The organism is Methylobacterium sp. WL18 (genome assembly GCF_008040015.1).
GTDB lineage: Bacteria > Pseudomonadota > Alphaproteobacteria > Rhizobiales > Beijerinckiaceae > Methylobacterium > Methylobacterium mesophilicum.
This window is the reverse complement of sequence record NZ_VRVD01000016.1, coordinates 17,423-31,639: the sequence shown is the minus strand read 5'-3', so window position 1 is coordinate 31,639 and position 14,217 is coordinate 17,423. Positions and strand designations below refer to the sequence as shown.

Here is a 14,217-nt window from a genome sequence, read left to right as displayed (position 1 = left end):
CGCCCGATCCCGCCCGCGCCAGCCCCGGCGCCGAGACGTCGGCACTGGTGACGAAATCCGCCACCACCATGCGATGGCCGGCTGCGTAGGCATGGACGTTGCCGGGTTTCAGCGCATCGAGTTCCGCCAGGCAGGCGGCGCGGTAGAGCGTGCCGATCAGCCCCGGGGCGAGACCGCTCATGCCACCACGAGCCGCGGGATGCTGGCACCCCTGACCGCGGACAGGAAGCCGCGCACGACGGCGCCGGCGATATCGGTGTCGCACACGGTCTGCAGGCCGGACCAGGCCGGCATGGAATTCACTTCGAGGATCGAGAAGCCGCCCTCCCCGTCCTCGACGAGGTCAACCCCGGAATAATCGACCCCGACCGCGGCGGCGGCGGCCTCGGCCATCTCGGCGGCGTCCCGGGGCATGGCCCAGGGCAGTGGCCGGCCTCCGCGGTGGACGTTCGTGATCCAGCCGTCGCCCTCCCGGATCATGCCGGCGATCGCGCGACCGTCGCAGACGAACACGCGGTAGTCGCGCCACAGGCCGTCCCGCCGCGGCACGTAGCGCTGGAGATAGTAGACGCGCGCCACAGCCTCCTCGTCCGGCAGGTCCCCGGGCGTCTCGATCAGCGCGAGCCCCTCCCCTTGCGAGCCGAACAGCGGCTTGAGGACCAGGGGCGCGCCAGGGCGTGCCTCCCGCTCCACGATCTCCGCGGCGGCCTCGCGTTTCGAGACGACCCAGGTCTCCGGGGTCGGCAGGCCGGCTCGGGCGATCAGCAGCGAGGTCGCCGCCTTGTCGACCGAGCGCTCGATGGCGGTGGGCGGGTTCCAGACCGTCACGCCTGCCGAGACCAGGGCGTGAAGCACGCCGAGCCGCATGGTGGTCGCCTCGAAGGTGCCCCCCGCGATGGTCCGCAACAACACGCCGTCCGGCAATTCACCGGAGAAGCCCGGGACCCGCAGCGGTTCGCCGCCGCCGGTAGCCACGATCACGTCCGCCAAGGAGAACAGCACCGGCTCGACCCCCTGCGCCCGCAGGGCCGCCAGGAGCCGGGCCTTGTGCCAATTGCCGTTATCGGCCGCCAGGGCGATGCGCATGGATGGGAGACTCTCGACGGCCCCTTCCTGCACGGGAAAGCACCGGATCTGTGTGGATGCGAGGCGCTATCGCGAGGGCTGGCCGGGACCTGCCCCCGCTGAGGAGAGGGGACCTCGCTTCTTGCGATTGGCATCGCGACGCAGTCTACGCCGCGATGCCCGTTGAGCCGAAGCTGGAATGCCCCGCGCCTATGCGAAGGACGCTTCCACCAGCGTCGGCTCCAGGCGACCGCCGCGATAGGTAGCGCCGGTGCGCACCGATGTGACGATCGCCTCGGCCGGCGAGAACAGCGCGCCATCGATCTTGTAGAAGTCGCCGTTCACCCGCGAAAAGATCTCGGCGAACGGAGCGCCGTGGTCGCTCGAGGTGGTGGACGGGATCTGCTCGGCAAGCTGCTTGGCGTCGGCATCGTCGGCATCGACGAAGAGCTGCACCCGGCCGCCGTAGATGATCGCGTCGTTGGTCCGGCCCATCGCCTTGATGAAGTCCGGGTGCGGGGGCGACAGCGGGGCCGAGCCGATGCCGTCGACGATGGCGTGCAGGTCGAACCCGACCGTGTGGGCCTTGTGCAGGGCCACTTCGAGCACCCGGGCGACCACCTGGGTCGAGCCGGCCAGGCTCTGGGTCGGCGCGAAGATGAAGGTCAGGTCCTCGGGCCGCAGGCCGGCGGCCTCGGCGACCTTTGCGACGACGCTCTCGGGCGGTCCGCCGGCGGCTTCCAGCACCAGAGCGGTGTTCGAGGCCGAATCCCGGTAGCCGAGTTCCTGAAACAGATCCTCGACGGCGGCCACGGCGCGGCCGGGGCCCGAGCCGAGGGCGAAGAAGCCGGAATCACCGGCCTCGTCGGCAAGGCTCCAGCCCGCATACTGGCTGCCCAGGCAGGCGAGCACCGGATCGGCCGCATGGACGATCACGGAATACGGCCACGAGGCGATCGGGCCGGTCGGGGCGATGCTCACGGTGCCGAGGCCGCCGAGGCAGATCTCGGCAATGCGCCGTCCGGCCTCGATGGAGCCGCGCGCCTGGGCGCCGGCATCGACCATCCGGGCCCCGCCGGCCGTCTGCGACACGGACAGGCGCAGGGTCGCGGCGTCGGCCACGAACCGCTCGATCAGCGGCGCCGTCAGCGCGTTGACGCTGGGATAGGATTGGCTGGCACTCATCTCAGGGTTTCCTCGGGATGCATTTTCTCAGCGGTGAGGTCGGCTTGGAGCCGCATCGTCCGCGTGTTCAAACTGTCGAGCGCCGTCTGCCGGTCGGCCCCATGGGCAAACACCGTGCAGAGAGGCGCGTCGCGGCGGACCACCGTGCCGGGGCGCGGGCGGTCGCGCACATGATCCGGCCAGGCGAAATCCGGCACGGGCGCATGCTCCCGACCCGCGTAACAGATCTGGGCGGCGGCCGCATCCGCCGGTTGCGCACCGAGCGCCGGCATGGCGCCGAGGCTAGCCGCGATGTGGGCCATCAGGAGCGGCGTGCTCCGGCGATCGAGGATGTCGAGGGTCGCGCCGGGCCGCGGATTGATCTCCGTGAGCCACCAGCCGGACGCATCGGCCAGGAAATCGGCGCTGCCGAGCCCGCGCAGGCCTGTCGCCGCGACGATGCTCTCGACGGCCTCCGCGACCGTTGTGATCAGCGCGTTGGGGAGAAGCGGAGCCTCCGTCGCGGCGCCAGTTACGGCACCGCCATACCGGTAGGGCCGAATCGGTGACGGCGCGCACCATTGCTCCGTCACCGCCAGCATCTGGATCGCGCGGCCGTCGGCGAGGAAGTTCAGCGCGTGGGGCCGGCCTTCGACCCGGGCCTGGAAATAGTGCGCATCCGGCGCGGGGCCGCGCACCGCCGGTCGAATGTGACTGCCGCCGCTGCCGCCGGCCCGCTTGAGCAGCCATCCGGACGGGTCGGGACGCGCATCGGTCGCGATCTTGGGATGCGGGATGTCGAGCCGGGCGCAGAGTGCGGCGAGCGCGAACGGATCCTTGAGTGCGGCGACCGCAGGCGCAGCTGCGCCGATCAGCCGATGCCGTTCCGCGATGCGGGCCATAAGATCGCGCGCGTCCTCGAAGCCGCTGCCGAGGACGAGGCCGACGACCGAGCCTGCGGTATCGGCCAAGGCGTCGATCGCCGCCAGGGTCGCGTCGAAAGCCATCGGGCTGCCGAATCGGCCCGGGAGCGGCCGGTAGGCTTTGCTGAGCGCCAGCGTGTCGGAATCGCCGAACAGGTCGGCCACGAAGGGGCGCATTCCCGCCCGCCGGGCCGCCTCCGCGAGGGCGCGCCCGGACTGAGCGGCGATCAGGACCGCCTCTGCCATGCCGGAATGCGCCGGAGCCGGCTCAGCCGGCGATCTCGACCGCCAGCGTGTAGGCGTCCCGGAAGTCGAGGCAGAGCGGCGTATCGGAGGCGAGCATCCGGTCGAACAGGCGACGCTGGGTCTGGTACTTCACATTGCCCACCGCGAGGGCGCCGATGCCCACGCCCTTGCCGGTCGGCAACGGCACGTCGACGGCATTGACGTCGATCCCCGCAATGCCGGCGGGCGGCACGGCGTTCACATCGGAGGCGACGAGGAGCTTCGGGGCGGATTTCAGATCCTCGGCCGAGAGGATCGGGATGCCGGCCGGCCCGGCGGACAGGATCACGTCGGCGTCCCGGATGGCGACGCGGCGGTCTTCCGGCGTCGTCCCATCGACGGCGCCGACCTCGATGCTGAAGCGCCACTTCATCGTGAAGGCGATCTTGGAGACGCGCTCCTCGCCGTCGTGGCCGACCAGGACGGTCTGCGCGCCCTGGAGGGCGCCGATCACCGCGGCCACGTAGGCGACCACGCCGGCGCCGCCGAAGATCACGATGCGCTTGCCGGTCAGGTCGGTGCCGAATTTATCTCGCAGCGCCCGGGAGACCTGCGCCACCATGGCGGCGCCGGTGGTGAACGAGCCGGCGGGATCGGCGAAGACGTGGTTCACGAAGGGCGGCACGAACGCCTTCTTGGCGCGGTCGACCATGTCGAGGGCGTCCTCGGCGTTCTTGCCGCCGATGAAGATGCCGGTGCGGGTGCCGTCGGCCGGGGAGCGCGAGAAGATCGAATCCTGGGTCAGCGACACGACGTCGGCGAGGCTGACCTCTGTGTAGGTCACCACCGTCTCGAAGCCGGCGTCGACGGCCATGTTCACGTCGAACGGGCTCATGTGCCGGAGCGGCGTCAGCATGTGGAGGATCGAGCGGGCCATGACGTTCTATCCCGTTTGGCGCGCATCAACCTGCGCCTGCAGACCGTCCAAACCCGGTGCGGGTGCCGCGGTCAAGTCCGGACCTGCCGGTTCAGTCCCCCGTGGTTATCGATGCGCCGCTGTTGCGGCCGCGGGCAATCAGGAAGCGAAGCGGCCCGCCGCGGTCGAGTTCCGCCACCAGGGCCCGGGCGTCGGCCTCCGACGGCATCAGCGCGAAGCCGGTCGGTCCCCAGGACGACTGCCCGTAGCCGGGCACACCCTGCGCGGCGGCCTGTTCGAGGGCTTGTGCGACTGCGGCGCTGGCGTAGCGGCCGCCCTGGTGCGGGGCGAAGTGGTCGCCGATGAGATCCTGGATCCGGGTGATTCCCGCGCCGAAGCCCTGCGGCTCGGCGAGGGCGACCGCCGGCAGGACCTGCATCAGCACGATCCGGCAGATCTCGGCCGCTTGGGCCTCGGGGAAGCGCGGGAGGTCGCGAAACGCCTCCATCTCCCGCGTTCCGTGCACGCCGGCCATGCTCCGATCGAGGATGAGCACGATCCGCCAGGCTTCGGGGTAGGCGAGGCGCGCGGTGACCGGCGGTGCCGAGCCATCCGCACCGCGGCCGCCATCGACGATCAGGCCGCCCTCGGTAAACGCGCTGAGTCCGACACCCGACCGGTTGCCGCGATCCAGGCTGGAGGAGAACGCCGCCGCCGAGAAGGGAGCGCCGCTCAGTCGCGCCATCGCGGCCGCCACGGCCAGCGCGAGCTGCGTGCCCGACCCGAATCCGGCATGGGCCGGGATCGTCCGCTCGACCGCGATCGTCGCCGCATCGGACCCGCTGAGATGGGTCGCCGCCGCGCGGGCGTAGCCCCGGACGCGGTCGGCCTCCTCGCCCGTGACGGACAGCTGCGCGGACCGGCGGGCGGTGAGCGCCAGGGAGGGCGTGTCGATGGCCAGCCCGATGCTGCCGAAGCGCCGGCCCAGGCCGCCGTGCAGGTCCAGGAATCCGAAATGCAGCCGCGCAGGCGCCTCGACTCGGATGGTGCTGTTCGAAGCGGCCGCCTCGTTCCGCTCGGGGACCTCGCCCACGCCCATGTCTTCGAAATCCACACGCCGAACCGGCGCGCTTTTCCCATGCGGCGGGCGGCCGAAGCAACGGGATCTTGAGGCCGATCTGCCGAACCAGGATGCGAACCCCCCTTGCCGAGGCGCGCGGATGAATGCAAACCTAGGGCAGCGACGGCGCGCCGAGTTGCCGCCCGCCCCGACCTGTCGGGCGGGCGAGCCATTCCGATCCGGCGGGATTCTCCTTCGGGAGTGAACCTGCTTCGTCCGGTCTTACGGCCGTCGCCCGCTCCGAAGCCAAACAAGAACGTCGCGTGAGGGAGCATGGCAGCCTGGGTGAAGGGTGGCGCGACGGACGCGGGCACCGCCATCGAGGCGGCCGTATCCTTGCTCGCCAAGGCACGCACGCCGGTGATCGCCGGCCTGAGTGCCGACGTCGCCGCGATCCGCGCGGCCTATGATCTCGCGGGGCGCATCGGCGCCTCCATCGATACCGCCGGCGCGGTCGGCACCTATGCCGAACTCAGTTCGCTGAGCCGGGTCGGCGCGATGACCACGACGCCGGCCGAGGCCGTCGGCCGGGCCGATGCCGTGCTCGTCGTCGGCGCCGCCGCTTGGCATACGCCGCTCCTCAAACGCTTGATGGAGTCGAAGTCGACGCGTGGGCGGGCTGCCGGTTCGGACCGGGCGCTCCTGGCGCTCGGAGCCGGCGCCGAGGGTTCAAAGGCGGCGCTGTCCTGCCCGGCCGCGGGTGGGCTCGCGGAGGCCGTCGCCGAACTGCGCGCTTACGGCAAAGGCCATCTCGCGGGCGACACGCCGCAGGCCAAGCTCGTCGCGCGGATCGCTGCCGCGCAGTACGGCGTCCTGCTGTATGATCCCGCCGAACTCGGTGAGCTGGGCGTGGAGATGCTTCAGGGCTTCGCCATGGAGCTGAACGAGACCACGCGTTGTTTCACGCTTTCGGTCGCTGGACCGGATCAGGACCGTGCCGTCGTGCCGGTGGCCGCCTGGTTGACCGGGCAGGCCCCGCGCAGCGGGTTCGGCCGCCGCGTCCCCGAACATGATCCGTGGCGCTTCGACGTCGCCCGGCAGGTCGCCGCCGGCGAGGTCGATGCCGTCATCTGGCTCGCCGCGCTGCCGGTGGACCGGCCGGACTGGCTGGCTGCGGTGCCGTCCGTGGCGCTGGTCGCCGAGGCAGAGGCCTCCCTCGCCGACGTGGTGATTGCGGTCGGCCGTCCGGGACGCGACCTGGGCGGCGTGTTGTGGAACGAGCAGCGCGTCGCGCTGACCTACTGGCCGGCTTCGGCCCCGACGGACCTGCCCTCCGCCGCATCTGTGCTGGGTGCCCTGACGGAGCGCCTGGTCGAAGGTGGCGCCGTGTCGAGGAGTGAGCCCGCATGCTGAGCGTGATCCGGGGCGGGCGCGTCGTCGATCCGACCGCGTCCCGCGATGCCGTGGGCGACGTCTGGATCGAGGACGGCCGCATCGTCGAGCCCGTAGGCCGGGAGCCCGATCGGGTGATCGATGCGTCCGGCTGCGTGGTGATGGCGGGCGGCGTCGAGGTGCATTCGCACATCGCCGGCGGGAACGTGATCACGTCGCGCCTGCTCCTGCCCGACCTCTACGTCAGCGAGGCCTCGCCCGAGGGGCATCCCTTCGCCCATGCCGGCGGGGCTGCGGCCTGGATCGGCTCGACCTATGCGCGGATGGGCTACACCACCGCGGTCGAGCCGGCGATGCCGCCGACCCACGCGCTGGCTACCCAGCTCGAACTGGCCGACATCCCGCTCCTGGATCGCGGCGCGCTCACCGTGATGGGCAACGACGACCAGCTCCTGCAACTGTTGCGCGAGCGGCAGGGCGGGAACGCCGTGCGCGATCTCGTGGCGCTGTCGGTCGCCACCTCGCGCGGGCTCGGCGTCAAGTGCATCAACGCCGGTGGCGCCTCCGCCTTCAAGGACGGCGCGCTGCGCCTGTCGCTGGATGAGGAGATCCCGGTCTACGGTCTCTCGACCCGGCAGATCATGGGATCGCTGCTCGACGCGGTCGAAGAGATCGGCGTCCCGCACCCGCTGCACGTCCACTGCAACAATCTCGGTCTACCCGGCGCCGACGATTCCTTCATCGAGACCTTGGATGCCGCGGAAGGGCGCCGCATCCACTTTGCCCATGCGCAGTTCTATGCCTACGGCGCGACCGAGGGCGGCGGCTTCCGTTCCGCGGCCGAGCGGATCGCCCAGGCGATCGCCGACAACCCGAACGCGACCCTCGATATCGGGCAGGTGGTGTTCGGCCAGACCGTGACGGTCTCCCTCGACATCCTGCGCCAGTTCGCCGGTCGGAAGGGCGCCAAGCCGAAGAAGTGGGTGCTGAACGCCGGCGATGCCGAAGGCGGCGGCGTGGTGCCGTTCCTGTACCGGCCGCGCGGTCCGACCAGCTCGCTGCAGTGGGCGATCGGCCTGGAGATCATGCTGCTCTCCACCGATCCCGAGCGCACGATCCTCACCACCGACCACCCGAACGGCGGTCCGTTCACGCAGTATCCGCGCATCATCCACTGGTTGATGGATAAGACCGAGCGCGACCGCGAGATCGCGACGCTGCCGGGTATCGTCGCGGAGCGTTCCAGCCTGCCGAGCCTCGAGCGGGAATACACCCTCTCGGAGATCGCCCAGCTGACGCGATCCGGCCCGGCCAAGCTGCTGGGGCTCGCCGACCGCGGCCATCTGCGGCCCGGCGCCTGCGCCGACGTCGCGGTCTACCGCGATACGACCGACCGCACGGCGATGTTCACGGCCGCGAAGCTGGTCCTTAAGGACGGCGTGCCGATCGTCGAGGATGGCGAGGTCGTGGAATGGCGCGCCGGCCGGACGCTCTCGCTTTCGGTCGAGTCGGATCCGGCGATGGCCAAGCGCGCCGACGCCTACCTGACGGACCGGTTCGGCGAGGGGCTCGACAGCTTCGCGGTCCCGGATGCGGCGTTCGACGCGGACGCGGACACCTTCGAGGCGGTGCCATGCCGGGCGTGATCAGCGGGGCCAGTGGCGGAAACAACCATGTCTGACCTCAGCCTCAACGGCATCCCGATCATCGACACCTTCGCGGAGGCGTTCGATGTGGCCGGGACCGCCATCATCGTCACCAACGACACCGCCAAATGGGCGATGATCGCGGCGACCACCATGACGGGCTTCGCCACGTCGGTGATCGGCTGCGGCGCCGAGGCCGGCATCGATGCCGTGCTGTCGCCGGACGAGACCCCGGACGGACGGCACGGCGTGCGCATCCTGCTGTTCGGCTTCGAGCCGAACGGCCTCAAGGATCAGCTGATCAAGCGCGTGGGCCAGTGCATCCTCACCTGCCCGGGCACGGCCTGCTATGCCGGCGTGGACGGGCCGACGAAGATCAAGCTCGGCGGCGCGATCCGGTATTTCGGCGACGGCTTCGCCATCGCCAAGCGGCTGCCGGATGCCAGCGGTAAGCTCCGGCGCTACTGGCGCATCCCGGTGATGGACGGGGAGTTCCTCTGTGAGGATTCGGTCCGGTCCGTCGACGGCGCTGTGGGCGGCGGCAACCTGCTGTTCCTGGGCCGGACCCATTCCGAGACCCTGATCGTCGCCGAGGCGGCCGTCGAGGCCGCGAAGGCGGTGCCCGGCGCGATCCTGCCGTTTCCCGGTGGCATCGTCCGCTCGGGCTCGAAGGTCGGTGGGCGCACCAAGGGCATGATGGCCTCGACCAACGATGCTTACTGCCCGACCCTCAAGGGCCGGGCCGGCTCGGCGTTGCCGGCCGATTGCGGCGTCGTGCTGGAGATCGTGATCGATGCCCTGACCTCACAGGGCGTGTCAGATTCGATGCGCGCCGGCCTCCACGCCGCCACCGAGATCGGCGGACGGCACGGGCTGATCGCCGTGACGGCCGGCAATTACGGCGGCAATCTCGGCCGCCACCATTACCACCTGCGCGACCTTCTCGCGCGCGACGACGCCAAGACGGAGGGCTGAGCCTTGAGCACCCTCACCCTGCGCGCAGCCCCGCCCGAGCGGCTCGACTTCCTGAACATCAATCCGCTGGCCCTGAGCCGGCTCTCCCAGGCCGAGGCCGAACGCCTGGAGGTCGGCACATCCCGCACCGGCGTGCGTCTCGGCGACTGCTTCTCCGTCTCGCTGGACGGCTCCGAGACGCTGACCATCGAGGGCGGCCACGAGCGCCTCGACCGGGTCGGCGCCGCCCTGTCCGAGGGGGCGATCCGCGTGACCGGCGATGTCGGCCAGCGCCTCGGTGAGGGCATGGCCGGCGGCGGTCTGACCGTCCGCGGAAATGCCGGGCCCTATGCGGGCGCCGGCGCCGCCGGCGGCACCATCACGATCGCGGGCGATGCCGGCGATTATGCGGGTGGTGCCGTGTACGCGGCCAAGGCCGGCCTCGACGGGGCGACGCTGATCATCCGCGGAACGGCCGGCGCGCATCTCGGCGACCGGATGCGCCGCGGGATTCTCCTGGCTGGCCGGGCGGGTGCCTATGCCGGCTCTCGGATGATCGCGGGAACATTGGCCGCGCTGGCAGTCGGGGACCACCCGGGCTACGGCATGCGCCGCGGAACCCTGCTGATCGGTTCACACGGCCGGATGTCGCCGACCTTCGTGGAGACCGGGACGCACGATCTCGTCTTCCTGAAGCTCCTCGGAAAATCGCTCAGGGGCCTCAGCGCAGAGCATGCCGCGCTGCTCGATCGGCCGCTGCGGCGCTATTCCGGAGACCTCGCGACCATCGCCAAGGGCGAGATCTGGGTCGCGTCCTGACGTCACCCTGGGCAGAGCGGCCGCGCGCGGCATATGCTCTGTCCAAGCGGGCCCGCACGAGGCCGGCACATTGGGGAGGCGCCCATGCTCCTGCTTCTGTCGATCTGCCTCGTCGCCCAGCCCTCGACCTGTCGCGAGGACAGGATCGAGATGTCCTACGAGGGCTCGAACCCCTTCATCTGCCTGCGCCATTCGCAGAGCGCGCTGGCGACCTGGCAGGCCGCCCATCCGGACTGGCACGTCGAGCGCTGGCGCTGCGCCGCGCGCGGCAGCCTGCCGAAGAACCTGTGAGGGCGCCCCGAGACCGCGCCTCGGCGCTGAGCCGTCGGGCTGCCGATTGCTGGCGGCGGGCCCCGGCGGGGCGGACCCAATGCGCTCGCTGAAACTCCGGTTCGCGCTGCTGCTCGGAGGCACCGCCATCGTGGTGATGCTGGCGGCCATCGCCGCGTTGGCCTCGATCGCGGCGGCCGAACGCACCGTCGACCGCACCCTCGAGGCGCAGCGCCGTCTGGAGTTGCTGGCCGAGTTGTCGGGCCGCCTCACCCAGTTCGGCCTCGCTGCCGTCGAGACCGTGGGCAATCCCGACGGGCAGCCCGAGGCCATGGCGATCGCCCGCGACAATGCCGACCGGGCGCTGACCACGGTCGACGAGGCGCTGGCTCAGAGCTTCCCGCCGAGCGACGACCCGGCCGACCGTATGCAATACGCCGCGCGGACGCGCCCGATGGCGCAACTACGCGCCGCCCGGGTCGTGCTCGACCGTCAGGTCGCGCGGATCAACCGGCAGACCGAACCGGAGAAGCGCCAGGACGCGATCAAGGGCGCGCTCAACGGCTTCGGGGCGATGACGGGCCAGCCGCTGTCGTTCCTGATCGAGGCCGAGCGGCGCAGCATGGCGCTCGGGTCCGAGCAGGCCCGCGCCCTGTCGGCGCGTCTGCGCGTGGCCGCAGCGTCGGCGGTTGCGGCAGCCCTCGTGCTGCTGGCAGTTCTCTATCGCGGGGTGACCCGCCCGACCTTGGCCCGGATCGAGGAGGTCCGGCGGGCGGCGAGCGCCATCGGCCACGGTGCCCTCGATACGCGCCTGTCGGTGGCGACCCGCGACGAACTCGGCCTGCTGATGACCAACGTCAACCGCATGGCCGCACGCCTCGCCCGGCGTGAATCCCGGGTGGTCGCCGATCGCGCCGCCCTGGAAGACACCGTGGCGACCCGCACCGCGGATCTGCGCGCCGCCAACGCCCGCCTGGAATCCGTGGACCGCTCCCGCCGGCGCTTCTTCGCCGACGTCAGTCACGAGTTGCGCACGCCGCTCACCGTCATCCTCGGCGAATGCGATCTGGCGCTGCGGGGTGCGTCCCGAGGTGCCGACCCGGCGCCGGTCTTCGCGACGATCCGGAAGCGGGCGCAGCGGTTGAAGCTTCGGGTCGAGGACCTGCTGCGTGTCGCGCGCTCGGAATCCGGGGAGATCGAGTTCGACAAACGTCCGCTCGGCCTCGCCTCGGTGCTGGCCGAGGCCGTCGACAACATGGCGTCGGAGGCAGCCCGGCGCCGCGTCGGTCTGAGCCTCGATCCCGGCACCCAGGACGTCGAGTGCTTGGCCGACCGTGAGTGGCTCCGCCAGACCGTCGAGAGCCTCGTGGATAACGCCCTGCGTCACGCCAAGGGGCTGGCCCGCGTCGAGGTTGCCTTGTCGGCCGGGCCAGGTGCCCGCGCCCGGATCACCGTGACCGATGACGGGCCCGGCTTCGGCGCGTCGGAAGCCGAGCTGTTCGAGCGTTTCCGGCGCGGCGCCGGAGCGAGCCCCGACGAGACCGGCTTCGGCATCGGCCTGGCGCTCGCGCGCTGGATCGTCGAGCAGCATGGCGGCTCGATCCGCCTCGGGGCCGGCCCCGACGGACGCGGTGCCCGGGTCAGCCTGGACATCCCGGCGCTCGATCCGGCATGGGAGAGCGGCACGGCCGGGAATACGGCCGCTGCCGCGCAGGTGAGGGAGCCGGCCGCATGACGCGGATCCTGATCGTCGAGGACGATATCGACATCCGGGGGCTGTTGGCCCGCGGCCTGGAAGCCGAAGGGTTCGAGGTCGGTACCGCCGCCTGCGTCGACGAGGCGTTGAAGGCTGCACATGATCCGGCGCCCGGCGCCGTCCTGCTCGACATCAACCTGCCCGACGGGTCCGGCCACGATGTCTGCCGGTCCCTGCGCGAGGGTGGTTTCCCGGGCGCGATCCTGTTCCTGTCGGCGCGCGACGAGATCCGCGACCGCGCCGAGGGCCTGGCGCTCGGCGCCGACGACTACATCATCAAGCCGTTCGTGTTCGACGAACTCGTGGCGCGCCTGCGCACGCACCTGATGCGGCGCGAGCAGGCCGAGGCGCCGCGCTCGCGCATCACCGCGGGCCGGTTGATGCTCGACCTCGACACCCGCCAGGCGAGTTGCGGCGAGGCCAGCGCGCGCCTGACGCCGCGCGAGGCCGACCTCCTCGCCATGTTGATGGAGAGCATCGGCAAGCCGGTGTCCCGGGCCGACATCTTCGACCGGCTCTGGGCCAGCCAGGGCGGCCTCTCGCTCAACGTGGTCGACGTCTATATCGGCTATCTCCGCTCCAAGATGGCGGACTTCGTCCGGTACGGTGGACCAGGATTGGTCACCGTCCGGGGAAAGGGCTTCATGCTCGAACTGCGCGGTCCTGATTTCCGTCAATGAGCCACTATACTTAAGTCGAATCCGGTAACGTTTCTGATCGTGAGCCGGGCATTTAGGTAGAGTCTCACAAAAAATTTGGGAGTATCCGGCAACTTAGTGCTTGAAGACCGCAGCTGAATCGCCGATATCGGGGGCGCGCCGGAAAACCAGAGCGCCATCAGTGTCTTAGGGTACTCTTAGGAACCCGAGACGCCTGGTGAGGATACCGCCAAGGAGAAACACCATGAAGTGGGCTGCCCCTGTTGTGTCCGAGATCTGTGTCGGCATGGAAGTGACGAGCTACGAGTCGGCCGAGATCGACACCTTCAACTAAGTTTTCAGGGGCCGGGGATCGCGGGAACCGCACCATGCGCGTCGTGATTCTCGGCTCCGCTGCCGGTGGCGGCCTCCCGCAGTGGAACTGCCGCTGCCACAACTGCACCCTGGCGCGGTCCGAGGCGGACCGGGTGCGCCCACGGACGCAATCGAGCATCGCTGTCTCTGCGGACGGGTCCGATTGGCTCCTGGTCAACGCCTCGCCGGATATCCGGCAGCAGCTCTTCGACAATTCCCAGATGCATCCCCGCGAGGGACTGCGCCACTCGCCGATCCGGTCCGTGCTCCTGACGAACGGAGATGTCGACCACGTGGCGGGGCTGCTCACCTTGCGCGAGGGCCAGCCCTACACACTCTACGCCACCCGCGGCATCCTGGATTCCGTCAACGCCAACCGCGTGTTCGACGTGATGGCCGAGGGCGTCGTCGCCCGCCAGCCCATCGCCATGGACCAGCGTTTCGAACCGTTGCCCGGCCTGTCCGTCACGCTATTCCCAGTCCCCGGCAAGGTGCCGCTCTGGCTCGAGGACGAGACCATGGAGATCGGCGCCGAGACCGAGACGACCGTGGGCGCGCTGATCGAGGCAGGCGGCCGCCGCCTCGCCTACATTCCCGGTTGCGCCCGCGTCACGGACGCGCTTAGGGACCGCATCGCCGGCGTGGATGCGCTGCTGTTCGACGGCACCGTCCTGCACGATGACGACATGATCCGCGCCGGCGTCGGCACCAAGACCGGCTGGCGGATGGGGCACGTGCCGATGCGCGGCGACAATGGCTCGATCGATGCGCTAGCCGGCGTTTCGCTCGGCCGCCGCGTCTTCGTCCACATCAACAATACCAACCCGGTCCTGGTGGAAGGTTCGCCGGAGCGCGCCGACGTCGAGGCGGCCGGCTGGACCGTGGCCCATGACGGTCTGAGCCTCGCGCTCTGAGGCAATCGCGCCCACCGGTTGGGTACGGGCCGAGCCGGCACTATATCAGGACCGAGCCCGGACATTCGCCCCGGCGTGGCATCATTCCGAACGGTCGTTG

At 70.5% G+C, this 14,217-nt stretch carries 15 protein-coding genes; 9 read left to right on the top strand and 6 right to left on the bottom strand.

Features of this window, described 5'->3' with window-relative positions; all coding sequences use genetic code 11:
- The 6 genes from FV228_RS03515 to FV228_RS03490 form a co-directional block, all read right to left on the bottom strand.
- Nucleotides 1–181 (bottom strand): triphosphoribosyl-dephospho-CoA synthase (locus FV228_RS03515; protein WP_187277615.1); only part of this gene is annotated, 181 nt, incomplete at its 3' end.
- Nucleotides 178–1,086, bottom strand: a complete 909-nt coding sequence (locus tag FV228_RS03510; protein ID WP_147853316.1) for a RimK family alpha-L-glutamate ligase — start codon at nucleotides 1,084–1,086, stop codon at nucleotides 178–180. The genes FV228_RS03515 and FV228_RS03510, both read right to left, overlap by 4 nt.
- A gap of 189 nt (nucleotides 1,087–1,275) precedes the next feature.
- The gene (mch, locus tag FV228_RS03505) at nucleotides 1,276–2,250 is read right to left on the bottom strand and encodes a methenyltetrahydromethanopterin cyclohydrolase (protein ID WP_147853315.1); all 975 of its coding nucleotides are present in this window, start codon (nucleotides 2,248–2,250) and stop codon (nucleotides 1,276–1,278) included.
- On the bottom strand, nucleotides 2,247–3,398 hold the full coding sequence (locus FV228_RS03500; protein WP_147853314.1) for an ATP-grasp domain-containing protein: 1,152 nt from the start codon (nucleotides 3,396–3,398) through the stop codon (nucleotides 2,247–2,249). Before FV228_RS03500 ends, mch begins: the two co-directional genes overlap by 4 nt.
- Nucleotides 3,399–3,420: 22 nt before the next feature.
- Nucleotides 3,421–4,314, bottom strand: a complete 894-nt coding sequence (locus FV228_RS03495; RefSeq protein WP_147853313.1) for an NAD(P)-dependent methylenetetrahydromethanopterin dehydrogenase — start codon at nucleotides 4,312–4,314, stop codon at nucleotides 3,421–3,423.
- Between the two features lie 91 nt (nucleotides 4,315–4,405).
- Nucleotides 4,406–5,392, bottom strand: a complete 987-nt coding sequence (locus tag FV228_RS03490; protein ID WP_187277616.1) for a beta-ribofuranosylaminobenzene 5'-phosphate synthase family protein — start codon at nucleotides 5,390–5,392, stop codon at nucleotides 4,406–4,408.
- A gap of 294 nt (nucleotides 5,393–5,686) precedes the next feature.
- On the opposite strand from FV228_RS03490, the gene FV228_RS03485 reads away from it, so the two are divergent.
- The 9 genes from FV228_RS03485 (at nucleotide 5,687) to pqqB (ending at nucleotide 14,117) form a co-directional block, all read left to right on the top strand.
- Complete coding sequence (locus tag FV228_RS03485; RefSeq protein WP_147853312.1) at nucleotides 5,687–6,766, top strand: formyltransferase; 1,080 nt, start codon at nucleotides 5,687–5,689, stop codon at nucleotides 6,764–6,766.
- Nucleotides 6,760–8,391 (top strand): formylmethanofuran dehydrogenase subunit A, encoded by a 1,632-nt coding sequence (locus tag FV228_RS03480; protein ID WP_147853311.1) that lies wholly within the window; start codon nucleotides 6,760–6,762, stop codon nucleotides 8,389–8,391. The genes FV228_RS03485 and FV228_RS03480 overlap by 7 nt, the downstream gene beginning before the upstream one ends.
- Nucleotides 8,392–8,418: 27 nt before the next feature.
- Entirely contained in the window at nucleotides 8,419–9,366 is a 948-nt protein-coding gene (gene fhcD, locus FV228_RS03475) for a formylmethanofuran--tetrahydromethanopterin N-formyltransferase (protein WP_147853310.1), read from the top strand.
- A 3-nt stretch (nucleotides 9,367–9,369) separates the two neighbouring features.
- The gene (locus FV228_RS03470; RefSeq protein ID WP_147853309.1) at nucleotides 9,370–10,164 is read left to right on the top strand and encodes a formylmethanofuran dehydrogenase subunit C; all 795 of its coding nucleotides are present in this window, start codon (nucleotides 9,370–9,372) and stop codon (nucleotides 10,162–10,164) included.
- Between the two features lie 84 nt (nucleotides 10,165–10,248).
- Nucleotides 10,249–10,455 (top strand): hypothetical protein, encoded by a 207-nt coding sequence (locus FV228_RS03465; RefSeq protein WP_007564437.1) that lies wholly within the window; start codon nucleotides 10,249–10,251, stop codon nucleotides 10,453–10,455.
- A 79-nt stretch (nucleotides 10,456–10,534) separates the two neighbouring features.
- Complete coding sequence (locus FV228_RS03460) at nucleotides 10,535–12,169, top strand: ATP-binding protein (protein ID WP_147853308.1); 1,635 nt, start codon at nucleotides 10,535–10,537, stop codon at nucleotides 12,167–12,169.
- Nucleotides 12,166–12,870, top strand: a complete 705-nt coding sequence (locus FV228_RS03455; RefSeq protein ID WP_147853307.1) for a response regulator transcription factor — start codon at nucleotides 12,166–12,168, stop codon at nucleotides 12,868–12,870. The genes FV228_RS03460 and FV228_RS03455 overlap by 4 nt, the downstream gene beginning before the upstream one ends.
- Nucleotides 12,871–13,093: 223 nt before the next feature.
- Complete coding sequence (gene pqqA, locus FV228_RS03450; protein WP_007564431.1) at nucleotides 13,094–13,183, top strand: pyrroloquinoline quinone precursor peptide PqqA; 90 nt, start codon at nucleotides 13,094–13,096, stop codon at nucleotides 13,181–13,183.
- A gap of 34 nt (nucleotides 13,184–13,217) precedes the next feature.
- Nucleotides 13,218–14,117 carry a pyrroloquinoline quinone biosynthesis protein PqqB gene (gene pqqB, locus FV228_RS03445; protein WP_147853306.1) on the top strand — a complete coding sequence of 300 codons (900 nt, stop codon included), beginning with the start codon at nucleotides 13,218–13,220 and terminating at the stop codon, nucleotides 14,115–14,117.
- Nucleotides 14,118–14,217 lie beyond the last annotated feature (100 nt).

What these genes read in the sequence shown, in the direction of transcription:
- FV228_RS03510 (WP_147853316.1), bottom strand. Translation starts at nt 1,086, where the DNA reads ATGCGCATCGCCCTGGCGGCCGATAACGGCAATTGGCACAAGGCCCGG.
- mch (WP_147853315.1), bottom strand. Translation starts at nt 2,250, where the DNA reads ATGAGTGCCAGCCAATCCTATCCCAGCGTCAACGCGCTGACGGCGCCG.
- FV228_RS03500 (WP_147853314.1), bottom strand. Translation starts at nt 3,398, where the DNA reads ATGGCAGAGGCGGTCCTGATCGCCGCTCAGTCCGGGCGCGCCCTCGCG.
- FV228_RS03495 (WP_147853313.1), bottom strand. Translation starts at nt 4,314, where the DNA reads ATGGCCCGCTCGATCCTCCACATGCTGACGCCGCTCCGGCACATGAGC.
- FV228_RS03490 (WP_187277616.1), bottom strand. Translation starts at nt 5,392, where the DNA reads ATGGGCGTGGGCGAGGTCCCCGAGCGGAACGAGGCGGCCGCTTCGAAC.
- FV228_RS03485 (WP_147853312.1), top strand. Translation starts at nt 5,687, where the DNA reads ATGGCAGCCTGGGTGAAGGGTGGCGCGACGGACGCGGGCACCGCCATC.
- FV228_RS03480 (WP_147853311.1), top strand. Translation starts at nt 6,760, where the DNA reads ATGCTGAGCGTGATCCGGGGCGGGCGCGTCGTCGATCCGACCGCGTCC.
- fhcD (WP_147853310.1), top strand. Translation starts at nt 8,419, where the DNA reads ATGTCTGACCTCAGCCTCAACGGCATCCCGATCATCGACACCTTCGCG.
- FV228_RS03465 (WP_007564437.1), top strand. Translation starts at nt 10,249, where the DNA reads ATGCTCCTGCTTCTGTCGATCTGCCTCGTCGCCCAGCCCTCGACCTGT.
- FV228_RS03460 (WP_147853308.1), top strand. Translation starts at nt 10,535, where the DNA reads ATGCGCTCGCTGAAACTCCGGTTCGCGCTGCTGCTCGGAGGCACCGCC.
- FV228_RS03455 (WP_147853307.1), top strand. Translation starts at nt 12,166, where the DNA reads ATGACGCGGATCCTGATCGTCGAGGACGATATCGACATCCGGGGGCTG.
- pqqA (WP_007564431.1), top strand. Translation starts at nt 13,094, where the DNA reads ATGAAGTGGGCTGCCCCTGTTGTGTCCGAGATCTGTGTCGGCATGGAA.
- pqqB (WP_147853306.1), top strand. Translation starts at nt 13,218, where the DNA reads ATGCGCGTCGTGATTCTCGGCTCCGCTGCCGGTGGCGGCCTCCCGCAG.